Annotated in this window: 24 protein-coding genes and 2 tRNA genes; 15 read left to right on the top strand and 11 right to left on the bottom strand. The window is 56.1% G+C overall.

The window, feature by feature from the left end:
* The first annotated feature begins 3 nt into the window (after window positions 1-3).
* The 7 genes from fliM (at window position 4) to rcsA (ending at window position 4,633) form a co-directional block, all read left to right on the top strand.
* Window positions 4-1,008: a flagellar motor switch protein FliM gene (fliM, locus tag AFK66_RS06830; protein ID WP_004388143.1), complete on the top strand. Its 1,005-nt coding sequence runs from the start codon at window positions 4-6 to the stop codon at window positions 1,006-1,008.
* Window positions 1,001-1,465: a flagellar motor switch protein FliN gene (fliN, locus tag AFK66_RS06825; protein ID WP_004388142.1), complete on the top strand. Its 465-nt coding sequence runs from the start codon at window positions 1,001-1,003 to the stop codon at window positions 1,463-1,465. The genes fliM and fliN overlap by 8 nt, the downstream gene beginning before the upstream one ends.
* Complete coding sequence (gene fliO, locus AFK66_RS06820; RefSeq protein WP_007774741.1) at window positions 1,466-1,843, top strand: flagellar biosynthetic protein FliO; 378 nt, start codon at window positions 1,466-1,468, stop codon at window positions 1,841-1,843. It abuts the gene before it with no gap.
* On the top strand, window positions 1,843-2,580 hold the full coding sequence (gene fliP, locus AFK66_RS06815; protein ID WP_007774739.1) for a flagellar type III secretion system pore protein FliP: 738 nt from the start codon (window positions 1,843-1,845) through the stop codon (window positions 2,578-2,580). Before fliO ends, fliP begins: the two co-directional genes overlap by 1 nt.
* An 11-nt stretch (window positions 2,581-2,591) precedes the next feature.
* Window positions 2,592-2,861 carry a flagellar biosynthesis protein FliQ gene (gene fliQ, locus AFK66_RS06810; protein ID WP_004388139.1) on the top strand — a complete coding sequence of 90 codons (270 nt, stop codon included), beginning with the start codon at window positions 2,592-2,594 and terminating at the stop codon, window positions 2,859-2,861.
* 11 nt (window positions 2,862-2,872) lie between these two features.
* The gene (fliR, locus tag AFK66_RS06805; protein ID WP_007774737.1) at window positions 2,873-3,661 is read left to right on the top strand and encodes a flagellar biosynthetic protein FliR; all 789 of its coding nucleotides are present in this window, start codon (window positions 2,873-2,875) and stop codon (window positions 3,659-3,661) included.
* Between the two features lie 348 nt (window positions 3,662-4,009).
* Window positions 4,010-4,633, top strand: a complete 624-nt coding sequence (gene rcsA, locus AFK66_RS06800; RefSeq protein ID WP_004388137.1) for a transcriptional regulator RcsA — start codon at window positions 4,010-4,012, stop codon at window positions 4,631-4,633.
* Between the two features lie 168 nt (window positions 4,634-4,801).
* On the opposite strand, the gene dsrB is transcribed toward rcsA, so the two are convergent.
* Entirely contained in the window at window positions 4,802-4,990 is a 189-nt protein-coding gene (dsrB, locus tag AFK66_RS06795) for a protein DsrB (protein WP_004388136.1), read from the bottom strand.
* A 125-nt stretch (window positions 4,991-5,115) separates the two neighbouring features.
* Between dsrB and AFK66_RS06790 the strand changes: the two genes are divergently transcribed.
* Both AFK66_RS06790 and AFK66_RS06785 read left to right on the top strand, forming a co-directional pair.
* A complete protein-coding gene (locus tag AFK66_RS06790; RefSeq protein ID WP_007774733.1) occupies window positions 5,116-5,328 on the top strand; it encodes a DUF2525 domain-containing protein in 213 nt (70 codons plus the stop codon).
* A 302-nt stretch (window positions 5,329-5,630) separates the two neighbouring features.
* On the top strand, window positions 5,631-6,446 hold the full coding sequence (locus AFK66_RS06785; RefSeq protein ID WP_007774730.1) for a mannosyl-3-phosphoglycerate phosphatase-related protein: 816 nt from the start codon (window positions 5,631-5,633) through the stop codon (window positions 6,444-6,446).
* Window positions 6,447-6,449: 3 nt separating this feature from the next.
* On the opposite strand, the gene dgcQ is transcribed toward AFK66_RS06785, so the two are convergent.
* From dgcQ to AFK66_RS06770, 3 genes are all read right to left on the bottom strand, one after another.
* Complete coding sequence (gene dgcQ / locus AFK66_RS06780) at window positions 6,450-8,120, bottom strand: cellulose biosynthesis regulator diguanylate cyclase DgcQ (protein ID WP_023898473.1); 1,671 nt, start codon at window positions 8,118-8,120, stop codon at window positions 6,450-6,452.
* A gap of 200 nt (window positions 8,121-8,320) precedes the next feature.
* A complete protein-coding gene (locus AFK66_RS06775) occupies window positions 8,321-8,503 on the bottom strand; it encodes a YodC family protein (RefSeq protein WP_004388133.1) in 183 nt (60 codons plus the stop codon).
* Window positions 8,504-8,592: 89 nt separating this feature from the next.
* A complete protein-coding gene (locus tag AFK66_RS06770; protein ID WP_023898472.1) occupies window positions 8,593-9,507 on the bottom strand; it encodes a DUF808 domain-containing protein in 915 nt (304 codons plus the stop codon).
* A 178-nt stretch (window positions 9,508-9,685) separates the two neighbouring features.
* Between AFK66_RS06770 and yedA the strand changes: the two genes are divergently transcribed.
* Window positions 9,686-10,597, top strand: coding sequence for a drug/metabolite exporter YedA (gene yedA / locus AFK66_RS06765; RefSeq protein ID WP_007776162.1), 912 nt, complete (start codon window positions 9,686-9,688; stop codon window positions 10,595-10,597).
* Window positions 10,598-10,600: 3 nt separating this feature from the next.
* On the opposite strand, the gene AFK66_RS06760 is transcribed toward yedA, so the two are convergent.
* Genes AFK66_RS06760 through AFK66_RS06750 form a run of 3 tightly spaced genes read right to left on the bottom strand, consistent with a single transcriptional unit; the run spans window position 10,601 to window position 13,274 of the window.
* Complete coding sequence (locus AFK66_RS06760; RefSeq protein WP_032968279.1) at window positions 10,601-11,098, bottom strand: very short patch repair endonuclease; 498 nt, start codon at window positions 11,096-11,098, stop codon at window positions 10,601-10,603.
* Window positions 11,082-12,515: a DNA cytosine methyltransferase gene (locus tag AFK66_RS06755; protein ID WP_007776166.1), complete on the bottom strand. Its 1,434-nt coding sequence runs from the start codon at window positions 12,513-12,515 to the stop codon at window positions 11,082-11,084. Before AFK66_RS06755 ends, AFK66_RS06760 begins: the two co-directional genes overlap by 17 nt.
* Before the next feature lie 60 nt (window positions 12,516-12,575).
* Window positions 12,576-13,274, bottom strand: coding sequence for a phosphohydrolase (locus AFK66_RS06750; RefSeq protein WP_007776167.1), 699 nt, complete (start codon window positions 13,272-13,274; stop codon window positions 12,576-12,578).
* A gap of 642 nt (window positions 13,275-13,916) precedes the next feature.
* Here AFK66_RS06750 and ompC point away from each other — a divergent pair.
* The gene (gene ompC / locus AFK66_RS06745; RefSeq protein ID WP_007776171.1) at window positions 13,917-15,041 is read left to right on the top strand and encodes a porin OmpC; all 1,125 of its coding nucleotides are present in this window, start codon (window positions 13,917-13,919) and stop codon (window positions 15,039-15,041) included.
* Between the two features lie 154 nt (window positions 15,042-15,195).
* The gene (locus AFK66_RS06740; RefSeq protein ID WP_007794693.1) at window positions 15,196-15,435 is read left to right on the top strand and encodes a DinI family protein; all 240 of its coding nucleotides are present in this window, start codon (window positions 15,196-15,198) and stop codon (window positions 15,433-15,435) included.
* 94 nt (window positions 15,436-15,529) lie between these two features.
* On the opposite strand, the gene AFK66_RS06735 is transcribed toward AFK66_RS06740, so the two are convergent.
* Window positions 15,530-16,324, bottom strand: coding sequence for an SDR family NAD(P)-dependent oxidoreductase (locus tag AFK66_RS06735; RefSeq protein ID WP_023898468.1), 795 nt, complete (start codon window positions 16,322-16,324; stop codon window positions 15,530-15,532).
* A gap of 22 nt (window positions 16,325-16,346) precedes the next feature.
* Entirely contained in the window at window positions 16,347-17,192 is an 846-nt protein-coding gene (locus tag AFK66_RS06730) for a type 1 glutamine amidotransferase domain-containing protein (RefSeq protein ID WP_023898467.1), read from the bottom strand.
* A gap of 124 nt (window positions 17,193-17,316) precedes the next feature.
* On the opposite strand from AFK66_RS06730, the gene AFK66_RS06725 reads away from it, so the two are divergent.
* Entirely contained in the window at window positions 17,317-18,219 is a 903-nt protein-coding gene (locus tag AFK66_RS06725) for a LysR family transcriptional regulator (RefSeq protein ID WP_007776175.1), read from the top strand.
* A 6-nt stretch (window positions 18,220-18,225) separates the two neighbouring features.
* Here the strand turns inward: AFK66_RS06725 and AFK66_RS06720 are convergent, their stop codons facing one another.
* Together AFK66_RS06720 and AFK66_RS06715 are read right to left on the bottom strand one after the other, a co-directional pair.
* Window positions 18,226-19,803, bottom strand: coding sequence for a GGDEF domain-containing protein (locus AFK66_RS06720; RefSeq protein ID WP_023898465.1), 1,578 nt, complete (start codon window positions 19,801-19,803; stop codon window positions 18,226-18,228).
* A 379-nt stretch (window positions 19,804-20,182) separates the two neighbouring features.
* Window positions 20,183-20,272 (bottom strand) — tRNA-Ser (locus tag AFK66_RS06715).
* A 93-nt stretch (window positions 20,273-20,365) separates the two neighbouring features.
* On the opposite strand from AFK66_RS06715, the gene mtfA reads away from it, so the two are divergent.
* Entirely contained in the window at window positions 20,366-21,163 is a 798-nt protein-coding gene (mtfA, locus tag AFK66_RS06710) for a DgsA anti-repressor MtfA (RefSeq protein ID WP_007776178.1), read from the top strand.
* Between the two features lie 101 nt (window positions 21,164-21,264).
* Window positions 21,265-21,340, top strand: a tRNA-Asn gene (locus AFK66_RS06705).
* The last annotated feature ends 200 nt before the right edge of the window (window positions 21,341-21,540 follow it).

The raw sequence follows: 21,540 nt of genomic DNA, 5'->3' as shown, positions 1-21,540 counted from the left end.
GCCATGGGCGACAGCATTCTTTCTCAGGCCGAAATCGATGCGCTGTTAAACGGCGACAGCGAGCAGAGCGCGGAACAGCAAGCGACAGGTGGCGATGGCGACATTCGCCCCTACGATCCCAATACCCAGCGTCGCGTGGTGCGCGAGCGCCTCCAGGCGCTGGAGATTATCAACGAACGCTTCGCGCGCCAGTTCCGTATGGGGTTGTTTAACCTGCTGCGCCGCAGCCCGGACATTACCGTGGGGGCGATTCGTATTCAGCCCTACCACGAGTTTGCCCGCAACCTGCCGGTGCCGACCAACCTTAACCTGATTCATTTAAAACCGCTGCGCGGCACCGGGCTTTTTGTGTTCTCGCCAAGCCTGGTGTTTATCGCGGTGGACAACCTGTTCGGCGGTGATGGCCGCTTCCCGACCAAAGTGGAAGGCCGCGAATTTACCCACACCGAACAGCGCGTCATCAACCGTATGCTCAAGCTGGCGCTTGAAGCCTACAGCGACGCGTGGAAAGCGATTAACCCGCTGGACGTGGAGTATGTGCGTTCAGAGATGCAGGTGAAATTCACCAATATCACCACCTCGCCGAACGATATCGTGGTTAACACCCCGTTTCACGTCGAGATTGGTAACCTGACCGGCGAGTTTAATATCTGCCTGCCGTTCAGCATGATTGAGCCGCTGCGCGAATTGCTGGTTAACCCGCCGCTGGAAAACTCCCGTCAGGAAGATCAGAACTGGCGCGATACTCTGGTACGGCAGGTGCAGCACTCGGAGCTGGAGTTAATTGCTAACTTCGCCGAGATCCCGCTGCGACTCTCGAAGATTTTGAAGCTGAAGCCAGGCGACGTGCTGCCCATTGATAAGCCGGATCGCATTCTGGTGCATGTGGATGGCGTACCGGTTCTCACCAGCCAGTACGGCACCGTAAACGGGCAATATGCCCTGCGCGTTGAACATTTGATCAACCCAATTTTGAATTCGCTGAATGAGGAACAGCCCAATGAGTGACATTAACAAACCGTCCGATGAAAATGCTGGTGAAATGGACGATCTGTGGGCTGATGCACTGAAAGAACAAAAAAGCACCGGCGACTCCGCAGACGATCTGTGGGCCGATGCGCTGAGCGAGCAGAAAACCGCAGGCAAAAGCTCGGCGGACAGCGTGTTCCGCGCGCTGGAAGGTGGCGACATGGTCGGCGCGCTCCAGGATATCAACCTGATTATGGATATCCCGGTCAAACTCACCGTGGAACTGGGCCGCACCCGCATGACCATTAAAGAGCTGCTGCGTCTGACGCAGGGTTCCGTGGTCGCGCTGGACGGTCTCGCCGGCGAGCCGCTGGATATCCTGATTAACGGTTATCTGATTGCTCAGGGTGAAGTCGTGGTCGTCGCCGATAAATATGGCGTGCGCATCACCGACATCATCACCCCGTCAGAACGTATGCGTCGCCTGAGTCGTTAAATGAAAAACCAGACCACTGTTGCACAGCCGGCAATGCCCGACGCCGGCTCATCCTTAATCCAGGTAAGCGGCGCGCTGACGCTGATTATCCTCTTTATTCTGCTGTTTGCCTGGATGGCAAAGCGTTTTGGCTTCGCGGCTAAAACCACCGGGATACGTGGTCTGAAGCTCAACAGCAGCCTGAGCCTTGGTGCTCGTGAAAAGATTGTGATTGTCGAAGTGGAAGACGCCCGCCTGGTGCTGGGCGTGACCGCCACCTCTATCACGCCGCTGCACACCCTGCCGCCTGCGCCACCCGCGCAGGAGCCGGAAACCGTGCCGGGCGCTGAATTCCAGAACCTGATGAAAAATCTGCTTAAGCGTAGCGGGAGAAAGTAATGCGTCGTTGGTTAAATCTTTCTTTCCTCGCGCTCGGCCTGCTGGCCGCGCCGGCGATGGCACAACTGCCAGGTCTGGTCAGCCAGCCGATGTCGGGCGGCGGTCAGAGCTGGTCGCTGCCGGTACAGACGCTGGTGTTTATCACCTCGCTGACGTTCCTGCCCGCCATTCTGTTAATGATGACCAGCTTTACGCGCATCATTATCGTTTTCGGCCTGCTGCGAAACGCGCTCGGCACCCCGTCCGCGCCGCCAAACCAGGTGCTGCTGGGTCTCGCGCTGTTCCTGACCTTTTTTATCATGTCGCCGGTTATCGATAAGATCTATACCGACGCCTATCAGCCGTTTAGCGAGAATAAAATCTCCATGGAAGTGGCGCTCGATCGCGGCGCACAACCGCTGCGTGAATTTATGCTGCGTCAGACCCGCGAGGCCGATCTGGCGCTGTTCGCGAAGCTTGCCAATACGCAGCCGATTCAGGGGCCGGAAGCGGTGCCGATGCGCATCCTGCTGCCCGCGTATGTCACCAGCGAGCTGAAAACCGCGTTCCAGATTGGCTTTACCGTGTTTATCCCCTTCCTGATCATCGATCTGGTGGTGGCGAGCGTGCTGATGGCGCTCGGGATGATGATGGTGCCGCCTGCGTCTATCGCCCTGCCCTTCAAGCTGATGCTGTTTGTGCTGGTTGATGGCTGGCAGCTCCTTGTCGGTTCGCTTGCCCAAAGCTTTTACAGTTAACGAGGTGCATGATGACGCCAGAATCGGTCATGATGATGGGCACGGAAGCCATGAAAGTCGCGCTCGCGCTCGCCGCACCGCTGCTGCTGGTGGCGCTGGTGACCGGCCTGTTTATCAGTATTTTGCAGGCCGCCACCCAGATTAACGAAATGACGCTGTCGTTCATTCCGAAAATTCTGGCGGTGTTTGTGGTTATCGTGGCGGCAGGCCCGTGGATGCTTAACCTGCTGCTCGACTATATGCGCACCCTGTTTTCTAACCTGCCGTATATCATCGGCTGACGGCCGCACCCATGCTGCAATTCACCAGCGACCAGTATCTTCACTGGCTGACTCTGTACTTCTGGCCGCTGCTGCGGGTGCTGGCGCTTATCAGCACCGCGCCTATCTTAAGTGAGCGCTCCATCAGCATCCGCGTCAAGATTGGTCTGGCGCTGCTGATTACCATCGCGCTCGCGCCAAATATTCCCGGCAGTAATGTGCCGATTTTCTCGCTCGAAGGGCTGTGGCTGGGATTGCAGCAGATTCTCATCGGCGTCGCCATTGGCTTTACGATGCAGTTTGCGTTCGCAGCGGTGCGTACCGCGGGCGAGCTTATTGGCCTGCAAATGGGGCTATCATTCGCCACGTTTTTCGATCCGGGCAGCCGACTGAATATGCCGGTGCTGGCGCGCTTTATCGATATGCTGGCGATGCTGCTGTTTCTCACGGTGAACGGCCATCTGTGGCTTATCTCCATTCTTGCCGATACGTTTCATACGCTGCCGATTGGCGGCGAAGCGATTAACAGTAACGCGTTTATGGCGCTCACCCGCGCCGGCAGTTTAATTTTCGTTAACGGCGTGATGCTGGCGCTGCCGCTGATTACGCTTCTGCTCGCATTAAACCTGGCGCTTGGCCTGTTAAACCGTATGGCACCACAGTTGACGGTATTCGCGATTGGCTTTCCGCTGACCCTGAGCATCGGAATGATCGTGATGGCCGCGTTAATGCCCTTAATAGCACCGTTCTGTGAACATTTATTCGCAGAAATATTTCACTTGTTGACTGATATCGTTAGTGAAATTCCTGCTAAAGGTTAACCTTTCTTTTTAAATGGTCATCCTAAGGATATTCCTAATATGGAAAATATATTCTCTGGCTGACCATACATCCCAGGCGGAATTAATGATTTTACGCCTCTCACAGAACCGGATCGCCTCTTTACTTTAAGAACTTTCCTGGCAAATTATACGTAACTTTACGGGATAGTTGGGGTCGCCTGAATGACTTCGATACCCGGCTGATACGATTCACGCTATCGGTCTGCGGTACGCCGTTTGACGCTTTATTATCCCGTAAATGCTGGTCTTGGCAGAACGGCGGTCGTTCTCAGGCTGGTGGAGCAATCGTTGTGCTTTAACGGATAACGCGTTTAGTGAGGGTAGGCTATGTCAACGATTATTATGGATCTCTGCAGCTATACCAGGCTCGGGCTAACCGGTTATTTATCGACAAGAGGAGTGAGAAAACGCCAGATATTTCATGCTGATAGCGTAGAAACTCTGGAAGAAGCCTGTCAGCTACGTAAGCCCCATGTGGTGTTTATTAATGAAGACTGTTTTATTCACGATCCCGAAAGCAGTCAGCATATAAAGCACATCATTAATCAGCATCCCGGTACGTTATTTATCGTTTTTATGGCGATTGCCAATATTCACTTCGATGAATATTTACGGGTGCGTAAGAATCTTTTAATTAGCTCTAAATCGATTAAACCAGAGTCGCTGGACGCCATTCTGGGAGATTATTTAACCAAAGATATGCAGTGCATTGGTAAAATCAGTTTGCCTACACTTTCTTTAAGCCGTACTGAATCCAGTATGCTGAGAATGTGGATGTCGGGCCAGGATACGATTCAGATTTCCGATCAGATGAATATTAAGGCCAAGACAGTATCGTCTCATAAAGGGAATATAAAACGTAAAATCAAGACCCATAATAAGCAAGTGATCTATCATGTTGTGCGGTTGACCGATAACGTCACCAACGGCATTTTTGTGAATATGCGCTAACGCAGCGCGTTAATTTTACCCTGTATCCTACACGCTTTGCTTCTGGCGCTCGCCGGAAGGATAAATCAATTCTTCATCGTATCGCTCAGGCGAGGATGAACCCTGCCGTAAAATAACGCCGCCCCGTATTAACGGAGCGGCGTAACAATAAGCAGAAAGTATGATGTGTTATTCCACCTTTTCGACAAATATCCCGTCGGGATGATCTTTCTCATTAAAGAACCATATTCCCAGCGGATACTCTTCAAGCGAAACCAGATACATCGTACCTTCATTGAAAGGCTCCACGGCCAGCACAACGCCTGGGCGGCGCGGCCCGCCATCCGTCTTAACGGTAACCCGATCGTTAACGTTCATAACTGCTCCTCTTCTCACTATTGTGCCAGTGTAGAACAAAACCGCTTTGCTGGCACCGGGCGCAGAGTGGCGACGGCCTGCGGGCAGCTATAATTAGCGTGATGGGGCCGCCTGAGGTGAATACCATGAAACCGGAAGACCTGACGCCAGCAACGCCACAGGCCGATATCGACGCTCTGCTGGGCGCGATTGAGGTGATTAGCGAAGACGAGCGGCATACGCCAGAACGCGTCTCCCCGACGCTGGCGGATGCGCGCAGGCAGGATGCGTGTCGGGAGCTTGGCGAGGAGTTTGAACTGGATATCCGCGATGCGGGGCCGAGCGAGGTGAACCGCTAGACATAAAAATATCCCGGCCTGGGGAGCCGGGATAAGCTTGCGAAAGCAAGAAGCACTTAAAATTCGTTACACCAGGGAAACTGATGTCGATGAACAACATACCGCAAAATTTTTCTCGCACAAGGATATATTTTCCTGGTGAATAATACGTTGCTAATATTATGGAACCATATATTCACTGCAAGCCAACAACCGCGCGCCTTTCGTGGAAACGATCCCGAAATAACCCTGCAAAAAAGGCCGATTAATTGAGATTATTCCTGGCTAACCGGGCAGGCGGCAGCGCGCAAAAAGGAGCCAACATGGCGCATCTGAATGACGATTTGCTGGTGATTACCGACCTGGACGGCACGCTGCTTGATCCCAACACGCACGAGTGGGAACCCGCGCAAAGCTGGCTTGCGCGCCTGACTGACCATCAGGTGCCGGTGATTCTTTCCAGCACCAAAACGGCGGCGGAAATCATCGCCATCCAGGACGCTCTGGGCCTCTCCGGACAGCCCTTTATCGCCGAGAACGGTGCAATTATCCAGCTCGACGCCGCCTGGGAAGATAGCCCCGACTTCCCTCGCCTGCTGAACGGCGTTCCCCATGATGACATCCTTGCCGTGATTAACCGCCTGCGCAATGAACACGGCTATAAGCTCTTCTGCTTCAGCGACGTGGATGAGAAAACCATTGCCGAATGGACCGGGTTCAGCCCGAAACTTGCCGCGATGGCGAAGCTGCTGGAAGCCTCCGAGACCGTTATCTGGCGCGACAGCGACGAAAATCTGGCGCGCTTTACCGCAAGCCTTGAGGCGCTTGGCCTGATGATGATTGAAGGCGGCCGCTTCTGGCACGTGCTGGACGCGCGCGGTGGTAAAGGCCAGGCGGTGAACTGGCTCAAGGAGCAGTACCGCAAGCGTGAAGGCAAACTGCGCACCACGCTGGGGCTTGGCGACGGGCCAGACGACGCCTCGCTGCTGGATAATGTCGACCTGGCGGTGGTGGTGAAAGGTCTCAGCCGCCAGGGCGTGATGCTTAAGCATGACGACCCGGATCGTGTCTACCGCACCACAGAGAGCGGCCCGGCGGGGTTTCGCGAAGGGTTGGATCACTTTCTGGATAAGGCATAAGCCTTACCCTTCGTCACACACCTGGTTGCGCCCGCGCTGTTTGGCCAGATAGAGGCGGTGATCGGCTATCGACTGCAGATGCTCGAAATCGTAATCGCCGTCGCGTCGCGCTTCGCTCACCCCCACCGACACGCTGATACGAATAGTGGTGTCCGGGCGCACCAGGATCTCCTGGCTGTTAATGCGCTGGCGTATCCGCTCGGCGACCTGTCGCGCCCCTTCGGCGGGCGTACCCGGCAGGATAACGCAGAACTCTTCCCCACCGACGCGCCCCGCCACATCCTGTACGCGCAGCGAACGGCTTAACATACCCGCCGCCCACGTCAGCACTTTATCGCCCGCCTGATGTCCATAGCGGTCGTTGATGCTTTTAAAGTGATCGAGATCGAGCTGGATAACAGAAAAGGGTTCACTTTGCGCAAAGCACGTTTTCGCGGCCATACGCGCGCGTTCAAAGAATGCGCCGCGGTTGTACAGGCGCGTCAGCGTGTCATACCAGGCGCGCCATTTGAGCGAGCGCTGCATGGTCAGCATATTGCGCACCATACCCACGATCACCCGCCAGGAGAGAAACAGCATAGCGGTAAAAAGCAGCCACAGCAGGCCGAGCACCATCGCCACCTTACCGAATCTGCCTTCCGCGCTCTGGGAGACCGTGGTGACTTTCACCAGCACGCCGTCGAAGTAGTCGAGCTTCGCCCAGGTGATAAACCGGGTATCTATCCGCGCGTCGCCCTCATTATCAAGCTCCATCTGGCGCGCCAGCATCGCTTTATCCTGCGCCGTAAAGTGCAGCGCGGCATCATTACCGGAAGCGGTCGTGGCGATCGGGCTTAACTGGCTGTCAAACAGCAGGATTTCACCGCCGCTGTCGTCATCATTCAGCGCGTTTTTCAGGAAATCGCGCATCGCGCTGACGGGGAAATCCATCGCCAGCACGCCAAACCAGCGGCCGTTGTCATCAACGGGAATACTGGCGGTAACGCGCTGCCCGGACGGCATGCTGAGATCGCGCCCATGCAGCCAGCGCACGCCGCGCCCCGGATTGCGACGCTGCGACTGATCGATGAACCAGCGGCTGCTGACCTGCTGGTAATACAGCTCCGGTATGCTGCCGTGGTCGAAAAAAGGCAAATTGGTGAGGTAAAACCCGGCGCGTGACACATAAAAGGTGCGCACTTCCGGGCGCTCGCTGCGGGCATCGGCAATGCTCAGCATATGGCCGAGCGCCAGCGTTGCGTTCAGCTCGCTGTATAACAGCGCGTCGTTGCGCTCAAGCAGCGTACTTTGACCGATAAATGCGTCAGAGACGCCCTGGATCTCCGGTGCCAGCTCGCGCCCGGTCGGCAGCGTCCATTCGGGTTTATCGCGCTCAGCCTTAAAGCCGTCGATGAGGGCGTCGGTCTGCGGCCCTTCTAGCAGATTATGCATGGCATAACGCATACCGGCGCGATAAAACAGCAGCTTATCGACACTGTATTGTAGGTTGCGGTCCATCGCCGTGGCGGTGCTGTCAAGCTGGTTGCGCTGCGCGGAGATAAAAGCATCCTGCAGGATCACTCCTTCACGCCATGTCAGTAGCGTGGAGAAGATGAAAACGGCGCAGAAGCAGAAGTTGACGACCCGGATAGGGTTTTTGGTCCGCCAGCGGCTGATGAGTAACTTGTCAGGCACGTCAGACTCCCTGTACTGATAATGGCTCGACTGGATGAGGCAGAGTGAAGGTCAGGCGGCTCAGATAATACCAGGCGGCGCGGATATTAAAAGTGTGGCCGTTTTTTTACGTATTGTCGCCTGGAAAGTGAAAGGATGTCGTTGATCTGTTGCAGGATGGAGGGGAAAGAAAACGCCCGGCACACTGGCCGGGCGTTATTTCAACGACGTTCTTCGCGAGATTTCCTTTCGCCGGGAAGCAGTTCGTCTTCACGAAACGCTTCCCGCTGCACGCCGTAACCGTCATACCAGCGGCATTCCACCATGCCGCTTGAATAACCGGTCACCACCATGCGTTGACCGCTGTTTTTGCGCCGGACTTCATCGCTGACTAAAAAGACCATGCCTGCCTCCTTTATCAGTGTGAAAACATCCAGAAGATAGTCAACGCGCGCGATTTTCGCCTGTCATGCGTACAGTTTCAGGAATATTCTCAGTGCGCGGGTTTACCGCGCAGCCGGCCGATAAGCGTAACGACCGCGAGCACGATAGCGCCGAGAATAAAACCAAGCACCAGATTCAGCACTGTCGGCATGATGGCCGCGCCTGCTCCGCCCAGGCCCTGCGCCCAGTGTTCAATCGCGTGGTGCAGCGGCGTGATACCGTGTACCACAATACCGCCGCCTACCAGGAACATCGCAACCGTACCGAGGACAGACAGCGCTTTCATCAACCACGGCGCCGTAACCAGCAGCCCTTTCCCTACGCCTCGCGCCAGCGCCGAGCGCTTGTCCGCCAGCCAGTACCCCATGTCGTCAAGCTTTACGATAACCCCGACGATGCCATACACGCCGAGCGTGACGAGAATCGCGATGCCGCTCAACACCAGCACCTGGTTTAGGAGCGGGGCTTCGGCCACGATACCCAGCGTAATGGCAACGATTTCCGCCGAGAGAATAAAGTCGGTGCGCACCGCGCCTTTGACTTTATCGCGCTCGTAAAGCTTCGGGTCCTGCTTTGCGATGTCGTTAAGACGCTGCTGCTTCTGCTCCGGCGTCTCTTTGTGTTTGCGCGCGTGGATGCTGTGCATCACCTTTTCCACGCCTTCGAAGCACAGAAACGCGCCGCCCACCATCAGAAGCGGGGTAATAGCCCACGGCGCGAAGGCGCTGATGATAAGCGCGAGCGGCACCAGAATCAGTTTATTGAGCAGCGACCCTTTCGCCACCGCCCAGACCACCGGCAGTTCGCGGTTAGCGCGCACGCCTGTCACCTGCTGCGCGTTAAGCGAGAGATCGTCGCCCAGCACTCCCGCGGTCTTTTTTGCCGCAAGTTTTCCCATCATTGAGATATCGTCCAGCAACGTGGCGATATCATCCAGCAGCGTTAATAAACTACTTCCGGCCAAAATTTCATTCCTTCGTGTTGTGATTCTGGAGTGTTAAGTATGGAGCAAAAGCCGTGGCCCCGAAACTACCACCTTCTGTCAACGCAAAATTAACCTAAGCGAAACAATTAAAAACCTCGCCTCGGCAATAATTTTAGCGTTCACTATAAGCGTTCTTTATTTCACGTCGTGAGGGAGTATGCGTTTCGGTCGAGTATTACCGCTGCTTGGCGCGCTGTTCGCGCTATATATCATTTGGGGGTCTACCTATTTTGCGATTGCCGTCGGCGTGAAAAGCTGGCCGCCGTTTATGATGGCAGGCGTGCGCTTTCTCTGCGCGGGCGTTCTGCTGCTGACATATCTGCTGGCGACCGGCCATAAACTCCCGGCGCGTCGCCAGATGCTGAACGCGGCGCTGATTGGCGTGCTGCTGCTGGCCGTCGGCAACGGTTTTGTGACGGTGGCGGAGCATCAGCATGTGCCGTCGGGCATCGCCGCCGTGATGGTCGCCACCGTCCCGCTCTTCGCGCTGATTTTTAGCCGTTTCTTTGGCATTCAGACCCGCAAGCTGGAGTGGCTGGGCGTGGCCATCGGCCTTGCGGGCATCGTGCTGTTAAACAGCGGCGGCAACCTGAACGGTAATCCATGGGGCGCGCTGTTGATTCTGATTGGCTCGCTAAGTTGGGCGTTCGGCTCGGTCTACGGCTCACGCATTGAACTGCCGACAGGGATGATGGCGGGCGCGATTGAGATGCTGGCGGCGGGTCTGGTGCTGATGGCGGCGTCGCTGTTGACCGGCGAGCGGATGACCGCGATGCCCGATCTCTCCGGCTTCCTCGCGGTCGGCTATCTGGCGCTGTTCGGCTCGGTTATCGCCATCAACGCTTATATGTATCTTATCCGCAACGTCTCGCCTGCGGTCGCCACCAGCTACGCCTATGTCAACCCGGTGGTGGCGGTGCTGCTCGGCACCGGCTTTGGCGGCGAAAGCCTGTCACAGATTGAGTGGATTGCGCTTGGCGTGATCATTGTGGCGGTGTTGCTGGTGACGCTCGGCAAATATCTGCTGCCGGCCAAACCGGTGGTGACGCCCTGTAATATTGAGAAGTAACGCTTAACCGGCGGGCGGCGCGGGCCGCTCGCCCTCAAGGGCGTGAATGCCCTGAATGTCTATTTCGGCATGCGCCACGCCGCTGCAAATCCACTCTTCCAGCCGTTCGCCAAGCGCTGCGTCAGAGAGCTTTTCACGACCGCGTAACGCGCACTCCCACACTAACAGCACGCGCCAGCCTTGGCCGAGCAGCGTCGCCACATCGCGCTTATCGCGCACCACATTCTTACCGATTTTATCGAGCCAGAACTCAGTGCGTGTGGCGGGGACTTTAAAGAGATAACAGTTGTGGTGATGCCAGAAGCAGCCGTGGGTGAAGATGACGCAGCGATAGTCGTCGAGCACGAAATCGGGGCGTCCGGCGAGCGCGGCATCCTGCACGCGAAAGGTAAATCCCTGCTCTGTGAGCAGCGCGCCGAGCCGCTTTTCAATGGCGGTATCGCGGGTGCCGATGGCGCGCATATTTTTGCTGCGAACGGCCTTGCTATGAACGTCTGCCATCGCGGTTCTCCAGACGCAGCCGCACCGCCTGCGCGATACGCGGGCGCAGTAGCTGCGCAACGGCGGCAAAAGCGGGCACTACCACCGAGTTACCAAACTGGCGATAGGCCTGGGTATCGGAAACCGGAATACGGAACGCGTGGCCCTGCGGCGATTCAAAGCCCATCAGACGCGCGCATTCACGCGGCGTCAGGCGGCGCGGGCGGCGCTGCTGGTTGGCGGCATCGTCGAAATCCCGCTCGCCCAGCGCTTTATCCCAGCCGCGGTCGATTAAAATTTCCGCGCCGTCTTTGTAGTAGCGCGCCGAGAGCGTGCGCGCCACGCTTGCCGGGTTTTGCGGGTCCACCAGGCCGAAGCCGAAGCCGTTGCCCTTCGCCTGGTGCTTCTGGGCGTAGCGGTAGAGATATTTCCACAGCGTCGGCGTCAGCACGTAGCGCGCGTCAACGGTCGGGTCGAGCAGTTCGCCAAACGCCGGGCGCCGCGCCGGGTAAAACTCAGGCAGCGCGCGCAGCGTAAAGCCCTCGTGCAGATTCAGATCCCGGCGAAAGCCCACCAGCACAATGCGCTCGCGGTGCTGCGGCAGAAAATGTTTGCCGTCGATGATTTTCGGATCGTCCTTGCCCATTTCGGCGGCATCTGCCACTTCGTAGCCCAGTTCATCCAGCGTCTGCATGATGATGCGAAAGGTGTTGCCTTTATCATGGCTTTTAAGATTCTTAACGTTTTCCAGCACGAAAATCGCCGGCTGGCGCGCGGCGATAATACGCACCACGTCGAAAAACAGCGTGCCCTGAGTTTCGCAGGCAAAGCCATGCGCGCGACCCAGCGCGTTTTTCTTCGACACGCCCGCCAGTGAAAATGGCTGGCATGGAAAGCCCGCCAGCAGAACATCATGCTGCGGTATGCACGCGCGGATATGTTCGGCGGCGGCCTCGTCGCTGACTTCTGGCTTATGGCTTAGCGTGACATCACGGATATCTTCATTGAACTGATGCAGTTGCGGATCGCAATACCAGTTGGCTTTATAGGTGCGCACCGCGTGTTTATTCCACTCACTGGTAAACACGCACTGGCCGCCCGCAGCTTCAAACCCGCTGCGGATGCCGCCGATACCGGCGAAGAGATCGATAAAGCGAAAGGCGTAGTTCGGATGATGGCGCGGCGGCGTGGGAAGCAGCGCGAGAAGACGGCGATACTCTTCGTCGCCAAGACGCGCGCCGCCCGGGATGAGCATCTGGCGTTTTAGCCTGGCGCGGCTCCAGCGCCTCTCGCCCGCCTCATTTAATATCGCCACCAGCGTTTTGGTGTCGTAAATCTCCAGCACTTTTTGCAGCAGCGCGTGCGCGCTCAGCCCAGGGGCGGCGTTGAAATCCGCGCCTGCCAGTACGTCCTCAGTAACAGAGTGATTTTCGAGCATTACTTTCGCCATACAAAACCGATATACGACAGAGTAACACACTTTCGCGCGGGGCTACGGTTAAGGCGTGACCTGAATAAAGCGGCGCAGCACCTCTTCATCAAGCTGGCAATAATCGCCTTTCAGCTCGGCGCAAAGCTTGGCCATGTAGTGCACGAGAAAGTCGGCGTTATGGCGCGCCAGCGCCCTGCCCGCTTCGGTTTGCATCGTGGAAGGCAGCGTCAGCAGCTTTTTCTGGAAGTGATCGAGCGCCCAGGCGGTGTCGTCAAGCTCACGCGCTGACGCGAGCGGATCGTCGCTGTCGAACAGCGCGCGGCCAAGCGCGCCGGAGACATAAAAGACGCGCGCAAGACCAATAGCGCCCAGCGACTCCAGCCGGTCGGCATCCTGCACAATTTTCGCCTCCAGCGTCGTGGGCGTAATCCCGGCGCTGAAACTGTGCGCTCTCACCGCGTGGGCCACATCGTCATACCTGTCGTACGGGAAATCGGGAAAGTGGGTTTCCAGAATGCGCAGCGTCTCCTGGGCGGCGAGCGTCGAGGCCAGATGCCGCTGTGGATGGTTTTTCGGCAGGTTGACGATATCGTGAAAATAACAGGCGGTCAGCACGACCAGCCGGTTAGCTTCGCTGCCAGCCATAATCTGCTGGGCCGTTTTCCAGACGCGGCGAAAGTGCGCGACATCATGAGCTTTATCATCCTGATTCCAGCTTTGGTGCAGCCAGTCTTCAAAACGCTGCTGCCAGTGGGTGAGCGACATAACGTCTCCTTTGCGCGGGTCAACCCGGTTCATTTCTGTAAGGCAGATCACAAAATTAGCATGCTTTACGCGCTTTTGCGCGAGCGGCTTTCTGCATCCGTAACATACAGATAAGTAAAAAGAGCATACCGGGCAACGTGGATAATGATTAATGCACCGTAGAAATGGCACACGAAAAAGATGAAGCATTCAGCATCTAATCTGGTTTTAATTTTCACACGCCGAAACCGGACTTGTTGACCAAAAAAAATTATTTTCACACCGTTCTTTTTTCTGAAAATTAATTATCCGAATAATAATTCAACTGGCAACCATCTATTATTATTGATACCTTTAATGGGTAGTTATTTGATGATAAGTATCTTCATAAAAACCAGTTGTCATGCGCCCCGGGCATCAACCCCACCCAGAGTTATTCTTTGTAAAGAATTTCAACCTTCTGCGTAAAAGATAGATAAAAATAATAAAAACAAATATCAAATAACCCCCGCAAATTATTAATCACAGTCACATTCCCACCCCCGAAATAATTTTGGTGGCGTTTTTTCATTCTTGCTAATATGCGTGCCGCGGACGACTCTCCGTCACGTCATTCAATTAAACCATTCATTGATATTATTTATGACGATAAGGAAATTAATAATGAAAAGAAAAGTACTGGCTCTTGTGGTGCCCGCTTTATTAGTGGCAGGCGCTGCGAATGCGGCAGAGATTTATAATAAAGACGGCAATAAACTCGATCTGTTTGGTAAAGTCGACGCGCGCCATACGTTCTCCGATAACCCGGGCGACGATGGCGACGGCACCTATATGGAGTTCGGCTTTAAAGGCGAAACCCAAATCAGCACGGAGCTGACCGGCTATGGCATGTGGAACTACAAAATCATGGCCAACAGCACCGAGGACAGCAACACCTCTTACAACAAACTCGCGTTTGCGGGCCTGAAATATGGCGACTACGGTTCTTTTGATTATGGCCGTAACTACGGCGTGATTTATGACGTTGAAGCCTGGACCGATATGCTGCCAGTGTTCGGCGGTGACTCTTACACCTACAGCGACAACTACATGGTAGGCCGCGGTAACGGCATGGCGACGTACCGCAACACCGATTTCTTCGGTATGGTAGACGGGCTTAATTTTGCGCTGCAATACCAGGGCAATAACGAAGACGACGGCAACGGTAACGAAGGCACCACCAACGGTCACGGCATTCAGACGCAAAACGGCGACGGCTTCGGTCTCTCCACAACGTACGATTTCGGTATGGGCTTTAGCGCCTCTGCCGCTTACTCCACCGCTGACCGTACGTCAAAACAGGTCAATTATGGCCGTGGTGACTCCATCGTCGCAGGCGGCGATCGCGCTGATGCGTGGGCGACCGGTCTGAAATATGACGCCAACAATATCTATCTCGCCGCGACTTATGCCGAAACCCGCAACATGACGCCGTATGGCGACGGCGACGGTATTGCCAACAAAACGCAGAACATCGAAATCGTGGCGCAATATCAGTTCGATTTCGGCCTGCGTCCGTCTCTGGCGTACCTGCAATCCCGCGGTAAAGATCTCTGGTATGCCGGTAAGTACCAGGACAACGATCTGGTTAAATACGCGGATGTCGGTGCCAGCTGGTACCTCAACAAAAACTTCCTGACCTATGTTGATTACAAAATCAACCTGCTGGATGAAGACGACGACTTCTACAAAGACAACGGCATCGCAACGGACGACATCGTCGGCATCGGTATGGTGTATCAGTTCTAAGTGTTTTACTCTTCCCCTTTCAGGCTCGCCGCGTGCGGGCCTTTTTTATTTTCCACACTTCTTCGCGCGCCCCTTCACTCTCTACTTTACCGGATGCCTGGCGGGCGCTATAGTGTGCCAGGACTGTATATATATCCATACTGTGGAGTTTTCCATGTTTGTTGAACTGGTTTATGACAAACGCAATGTCGCAGGCTTGCCCGGCGCGCGTGAGATTATCCTGGCCGAGCTGACCCGCCGCGTACACCGCATTTTTCCGGATGCTGACGTGCGCGTTAAGCCAATGCAGACAAACGGTCTCAATTCCGACGCTAACAAAAACGATCGTGAAAAGCTGAACCGGATGCTGGAAGAGATGTTCGACGAAGCCGATATGTGGCTGGTCAACGAATAAGCGACAATAAAAAACCCGCCACAGCGGGTTTTTTATTACTAAGGCTCACCCGGCGCAACGCCCGGCCAGCGTTTTTCTCCTGCTACATTTCTGATTACAGAATCGAGCGGTACGTACCGCCTTCCACGCGCACGGCCGCGCCGTTTGACGCCGCTCCCAGCGGGCTTGCCAGCAGCGCCACCATTGCGGCTATCTCATCTGCTTCAATCATGCGCGCAAGCAGCGAACTCGGGCGATAGGTCGCAAAGAAATTCGCTTCCACCTGGGCGTCGGTCATGCCCGGTTGCGGCGCGGTCTGTCGCAGATAGTCCATAATGCCTTCCGACCGCGTGGCCGAAGGCAACACGCTGTTCACCGTCACGCCGGTGCCTTTAGTTAATTCGGCCATCCCGCGCGAGACGGCAAGCTGCGCCGATTTGCTCATCCCGTAGTGCACCATATCCGGCGGCGTAAACGCGCCGACTTCGCTGGAGATGAAAATGACGCGGCCCCAGTTGTTTGTCAGCATTTGCGGGAAATAGTGCCTGGAAAGCCGCACCCCGGACATCACGTTAACGTCAAACATCCGCAGCCATGCGTCGTCGGTAATTTCCGCAAACGGCGTCGCCTCATAAAAGCCGAGGTTGTTAATCAGAATATCGGTTTCCGGCTGTTGCGCCGTCAGCGCCGCGACGCCTTCTGCGGTACTGACGTCTGCCAGCACGCCAGTCACGGAGGCACCTTTCGCCTCCGCGTCGATAGCCGCGACCGCAGCCGCCAGCTTTTCACGGTCACGGCCGGTAATCGTCACCGCCACGCCTTCCCGCGCCAGCGTCCGGGCGATCGCAAGCCCAATGCCTGCCGTCGCCGCCGTCACTATCGCCGTTTTAGTGTTCAGTTGCAGATCCATGGTGGTTCCTCAGTGCATAAAATTAATGGAGACGTTCCAGCAGCGCCTGCGCCACTGCCGTTGCTGAGGCCGGGTTCTGCCCGGTGATCAATTCTCTGTCCGTCACAATATGCGACGTGAACGGTTCGGTATTGCTGCTGTATTTGCCGCCCGCCTGCTCGAGCGCGGTTTGCGGATAGAATTTCATCGCACCGCCTTTCGGCAGCAGACCTTTGGCAATCTCCTCTTCAGCATTGCTGATAACCGTCATCCGGTAACCTGCGTAGATCCAACCGGACTGCGCCGCGGCATGGCCGGTTTCCGCCAGCTGGCGGGTAAACGCCGGCGCGTCCGGCAGCGTGGAGAGCAGCGCGATAGGGCCGTGGCAGACCAGCACCGTCGGCTTACCGGCTGCATGAAACGCGGCCAGCGCCTTGCCAAGCGCCGGGCTGGTCAGCAGATCCTGCATCGGCGCATGGCCACCCGGAATGTAAATCGCGTCAAACTCGCCGTAACCCCGCTGCGCGGCGCGCGCCAGGCTGATAACCGGTGAGGACGCGGCCGACGTCAGTTTCAGCTTGTCGAGCAACGCGCGGTGCGTGCGCCACGCGTTTACGTCATTGTTGAAGTACATTTTGTCGTCAGAGGATTTATCGAGCGTCGGCGCCAGCCCGCTCGGCGTGGCAAACGTGACCTGATGCCCGGCGTCCAGCAGGCGTTTTACCGGCTGCATCAGTTCATTGAGGTAAAACCCTGTCGGGAATACCTTGCCGTCTTTCAGATCCAGATGATCAGAATCCGACAGCACCACCAGAACGCTGGCGGCGTGCGCATTGAGTGCAGAAAGGCCAAGCGCTGCGGCGAGCGCGAGATGACGAACAATTTTCACAATATGCTCCTGTTGCTATTCGGATGGTTCGCAAGCCTCGCCTGCGAGATGCGCACACTGTAGTGTTTCCTTAAAAGTCGATAAACTATCGCAAAAGACATTCATTTGTTCTTCAGGAGACATAATGAGCCGACGCTTCGCCCATCTCAGCGATGTGGAAATCTTCGTAACGATTATTGAGAAAGGCTCGATCACCGCGGCGGCGGTGACGCTCGGCACCACCGCTTCGGTACTGAGCCGGGCGCTGACAAGGCTTGAGACGCGGCTTGGCGTACAGCTGATGAGACGCACCACGCGCCAGCTCAGCCTGACGCAGGCCGGAAGACACTATTACGAGCAGGCGTGTAGCGCTTTTAGTGTGTTCGAACGCGCCGAGCGGGATATCCAGGGACGCGGCGCACAGACGGTCGGACATATCCGGCTAAGCGCGCCGACTACCTACGGGCACTACCGGCTTCCGGCGCTGTTGCAGCGTTTCGCCGCGCACTATCCGGGGATTACCGTAGAGCTGAACATCACTAACCGAAACGTGGATCTGGTGGCCGAAGGGTACGATCTGGCTATCCGTCTGGGCACGCTGCCGGACAGCCGGCTGGTGGCGCGCAAGCTGGAAGAGGCACCGCTGTGTCTGGTCGCCGCCCCGTCCTACCTGCGCCAGCATGGCGAGCCGCACCAGTTAGCCGCGCTTGAAAACCACCGCTGCCTGCCGTTTATCATGCCGAGCAGCGGGCGTATCGCGCAGTGGAGCCTGTGCGAGGAGGGAGCACCCATTGAGTGGACGCCAAAGGGGCAGATTCAGGTCTCGGATGACATTCTGGGCGTTATCTCACTTGCCGTCAGCGGCGCGGGTATCTGTCAGACCTACGATTTTATCGCGCGCCCGCTCATGGAAAACGGCCTACTGGCGGAGATCCTGCCACAGACCCGCGGACGCACGCGCCCCTTTTCGCTTATCTACGCGCCGCACAAAGGGTTGTCCTCCGCCTGTGAAGCATTTATTCGCTTTATGCAGCAGGCGACGAGCTAACGCCTGTTATGCCAGACGTACCGCGCGGTTACGGCCGGTGCTTTTGGCCTGATACAGCGCCTCATCCGCGCCTTTGATAAGCTCGGTCAGGCACGCCATTCTGCCGTCTGAGGTCAGGCTGTAACAGCCCGCGCTGATGGTGACCACACCTTCAGGCAGATCGGTATTCGGGTGCGGCAGCGCCTGTTCCCTGACCATGCTGACCACCTGTTCAGCCACGCGCAGCGCGTCATCGGAGGAAGCCCCGGAAAGAATAATGGCGAACTCTTCCCCGCCATAGCGCGCCACCAGATCCCTGTGGTTAAAAGACGCCTGTTGCAGCACACCGCCGATACGGCGCAGGCAGGCGTCCCCGGCCACATGCCCGCGGTTATCGTTATAGCGCTTGAAAAAATCGACATCGATAAGAATGAGAGAAACCGGGTGGCCGGTAACGGCGGAGTCGGCCAGCGCCTGCTCAAGAAAGGCATCAAAACGCCGCCGGTTGGCAAGCCCCGTCAGGCCGTCGATCATTGCCATAGAATGCAGGGTCTGGTTGATTTTCACCAGCTCATCTCGCAGCGTCGCCAGCTCGTTGCGGTCGCGGATATTCACCCTCACCTGTCTGAACAGCACCATGCCCATCAGGATAATGGCGGTCAGCAGCGCGCCGTTAATAAGCAAATCGGGGATACTGTTTTTAAGCCAGGTCGCGCGCAGGTTGTCTTTGTCATACCCGGCCACCACGACAATCGGGTAACGCGTCGAGCGCGCAAACCCATAAATTCGTACCACCTGATCGAGCGCTGACAGCCAGGTGGCGCTGCCCTGCCGCGATCGCAGCAACACCTGCGTAAAAAGCGGGCTGTCAGAGAGATCTTTATTCAGCACGCTTTCGTCAAACGGGCGAATATACAGCGGTTTACCGTCCACCAGCAGCAGCGCCAGAATGTCGTTATTCGTCAGTTCAAAGTAGCTGTAAAACTGGCGGAAATAGTCCATTTTCACGGTGGCCATCACCACGCCCGCAAAGCCGCCGGTGATGTCATTGAGGCGTAGCGAAACGGGTATCACCAGCTGGCCGCTGATTTTACTGCGCACCACATGACCAATATGCACGCCCATCCAGCCATGATCTTTGTGGTAGAGAAAATCATCGCGGTCCGCAATGTTGTCCTCAGCAGGTTCCTGCCCGAAAGAACTGTTGCGCCATGCGCCATGCGCATCGTAAATAAACAGCCCGTCAAGCTGCGGCAGCCGCTGTTCCAGCTCGGCAAGCGACGCGTTGAGTTCCTTATCGGGAAGATAACCATAGGCGAGGTTGCGGCGGATCTCCTGTAAGGTCAGCTCCGTCTGGAGAAAGGTATCGTCCGCCTGCCGCACCTGCGAAAGCGACAGGTTAATCGCCTTGCTCTCGGCATCTTCAACCGTGCGCTCCCAGGAGAGATACAGCGTTACCGCATTGGCCGCAATGCTGCCCGCCAGCAGAATAAACAGAAAGAACGCCAGACTGCGCCCGAGCGGCGTATCCAGCGCCAGAATGCGGATAAACTGTTTTTTCTCAGGCACGACGGCCACCTCCTGCGTATCCTGCCCGCGTTGCATTAATTTTACTGAAGTTTATCGGAAGCCGCGTCAGCCCCATTTTTAGCCCGCTTTGAAAGCCGCCGGACGACACCCCTGTGAATTCCGCGAGTTAACATCAGCATGCATCAGATAAGAATAGACCCGATCGCATCACAGGCCGCACTTTTATGGCGCAAATCAGTGGTAATCGTTAAGAGTTGTTTTGGGCTACTGACGTGCCTTTTAGCGTTTAAAAGACAGACCATCAGTAAAGTGAAAGAGAGTGAAAACTGCAAAGAAAGGTAAAAAGAACGCAGACAAGAAGCGAACCCGGGCACAATTCACGACGTGAATAGTCTCAATCTTTTCTCAACGGGATTTTTATCACTGAAAAACGAGGCGGTAAGTGCTTGAATAGTGGCGGAGAGAGGGGGATTTGAACCCCCGGTAGAGTTGCCCCTACTCCGGTTTTCGAGACCGGTCCGTTCAGCCGCTCCGGCATCTCTCCGTACTTGAGGTTGCCATGATGCCAGGATCTTTGGCATTTTAACAGTCCCTGCCTCTTCGATTTTGTTCAAGTGACGAGTTTGCGAGCAATAAGATGATTAAGTGGCCCTGGAAAGCAAATCACACCGCCGAGCTGGCACCTCTTCCCTGGGAAGCGGCGCTCGCCATTCCGTTACTGGCGGGCCTGAGCGACGAACAGCAGCAGAAGCTGGTGCGCTTAGGCGAGCGTTTTTTACAGCAGAAGCGGCTGGTTCCCTTACAGGGTTTTGAGCTGGATGAGCTGAAAAGCGCCCGCATCGCCCTGCTCTTCTGCCTGCCGGTGCTGGAGCTCGGTTTCGAGTGGCTCGACGGCTTTCACGAAGTGCTGATTTACCCCGCGCCGTTCGTGGTGGATGACGAATGGGAAGACGACATCGGTCTGGTGCATAACCAGCGCGTGGTACAGTCTGGCCAGAGCTGGCAGCAGGGGCCGATTATCCTTAACTGGCTCGATATTCAGGACTCGTTCGACGCCTCCGGTTTTAACCTTATCATTCACGAAGTGGCGCATAAGCTCGATATGCGTAACGGCGATCGCGCAAGCGGCATCCCGCTTATCGCGCTGCGTGAAGTCGCAGGCTGGGAGCATGATCTGCACGCGGCGATGGAAAATATTCAGGATGAGATAGATCTGGTGGGCGAAAGCGCTGCCAGCATTGACGCCTACGCCGCCACCGATCCGGCGGAGTGCTTCGCGGTGCTCTCCGAATATTTCTTCAGCGCGCCGGAGCTTTTCGCGCCGCGCTTCCCGTCGCTGTGGCAGCGCTTTTGTCACTTTTACGGTCAGGATCCGCTGCTGCGCCTGCGCCAGCGTGAAACATCTGCCCTTTCCGAAGGCGGTCAGGTACATTAAAAGCACAAACTGACGCAGAATTAAGCGTTTGAATATATAGTGTAATTTTTTGCGTTGACACCGATACGGGGCATGATTATTATGCGCCCCGTTCACACGATTCCTCTGTAGTTCAGTCGGTAGAACGGCGGACTGTTAATCCGTATGTCACTGGTTCGAGTCCAGTCAGAGGAGCCAGATTTAAAAAAGCCCGCTTTTTAGCGGGCTTTTTGCTTTTCTGCCTGCGCGTCTTGTCGCCATTATCACCGCATAATCCTCTGCCCACCCGGCTTCTCTGAGTCAAATGGTCCTTTCACGCCCGTCACGGCGCAAAACGGTTTTCACCCGGCGGTTAGCGCTGTAGTCTCAGTAACGGCTTTTTTTGGCTGCGTACGATG

It is taken from the genome of Cronobacter malonaticus LMG 23826 (assembly GCF_001277215.2).
In the GTDB taxonomy this organism is placed as follows: Bacteria; Pseudomonadota; Gammaproteobacteria; order Enterobacterales; family Enterobacteriaceae; genus Cronobacter; species Cronobacter malonaticus.
Note: the sequence above shows the minus strand (reverse complement) of the source record. Positions and strands in the feature narration are given on the sequence as shown.

Bases quoted from the DNA above. Each gene is read 5' to 3' on its own strand.
- yedA (WP_007776162.1), top strand. From the start codon at position 9,686: ATGCGTTTCGGTCGAGTATTACCGCTGCTTGGCGCGCTGTTCGCGCTA.
- fliQ (WP_004388139.1), top strand. From the start codon at position 2,592: ATGACGCCAGAATCGGTCATGATGATGGGCACGGAAGCCATGAAAGTC.
- AFK66_RS06740 (WP_007794693.1), top strand. From the start codon at position 15,196: ATGTTTGTTGAACTGGTTTATGACAAACGCAATGTCGCAGGCTTGCCC.
- AFK66_RS06735 (WP_023898468.1), bottom strand. From the start codon at position 16,324: ATGGATCTGCAACTGAACACTAAAACGGCGATAGTGACGGCGGCGACG.
- rcsA (WP_004388137.1), top strand. From the start codon at position 4,010: ATGTCAACGATTATTATGGATCTCTGCAGCTATACCAGGCTCGGGCTA.
- dsrB (WP_004388136.1), bottom strand. From the start codon at position 4,990: ATGAACGTTAACGATCGGGTTACCGTTAAGACGGATGGCGGGCCGCGC.
- fliR (WP_007774737.1), top strand. From the start codon at position 2,873: ATGCTGCAATTCACCAGCGACCAGTATCTTCACTGGCTGACTCTGTAC.
- AFK66_RS06775 (WP_004388133.1), bottom strand. From the start codon at position 8,503: ATGGTCTTTTTAGTCAGCGATGAAGTCCGGCGCAAAAACAGCGGTCAA.
- mtfA (WP_007776178.1), top strand. From the start codon at position 20,366: ATGATTAAGTGGCCCTGGAAAGCAAATCACACCGCCGAGCTGGCACCT.
- AFK66_RS06750 (WP_007776167.1), bottom strand. From the start codon at position 13,274: ATGTCGCTCACCCACTGGCAGCAGCGTTTTGAAGACTGGCTGCACCAA.
- AFK66_RS06760 (WP_032968279.1), bottom strand. From the start codon at position 11,098: ATGGCAGACGTTCATAGCAAGGCCGTTCGCAGCAAAAATATGCGCGCC.
- fliP (WP_007774739.1), top strand. From the start codon at position 1,843: ATGCGTCGTTGGTTAAATCTTTCTTTCCTCGCGCTCGGCCTGCTGGCC.
- fliM (WP_004388143.1), top strand. From the start codon at position 4: ATGGGCGACAGCATTCTTTCTCAGGCCGAAATCGATGCGCTGTTAAAC.
- AFK66_RS06725 (WP_007776175.1), top strand. From the start codon at position 17,317: ATGAGCCGACGCTTCGCCCATCTCAGCGATGTGGAAATCTTCGTAACG.
- ompC (WP_007776171.1), top strand. From the start codon at position 13,917: ATGAAAAGAAAAGTACTGGCTCTTGTGGTGCCCGCTTTATTAGTGGCA.
- AFK66_RS06720 (WP_023898465.1), bottom strand. From the start codon at position 19,803: ATGCAACGCGGGCAGGATACGCAGGAGGTGGCCGTCGTGCCTGAGAAA.
- AFK66_RS06755 (WP_007776166.1), bottom strand. From the start codon at position 12,515: ATGCTCGAAAATCACTCTGTTACTGAGGACGTACTGGCAGGCGCGGAT.
- AFK66_RS06785 (WP_007774730.1), top strand. From the start codon at position 5,631: ATGGCGCATCTGAATGACGATTTGCTGGTGATTACCGACCTGGACGGC.
- fliO (WP_007774741.1), top strand. From the start codon at position 1,466: ATGAAAAACCAGACCACTGTTGCACAGCCGGCAATGCCCGACGCCGGC.
- AFK66_RS06790 (WP_007774733.1), top strand. From the start codon at position 5,116: ATGAAACCGGAAGACCTGACGCCAGCAACGCCACAGGCCGATATCGAC.
- fliN (WP_004388142.1), top strand. From the start codon at position 1,001: ATGAGTGACATTAACAAACCGTCCGATGAAAATGCTGGTGAAATGGAC.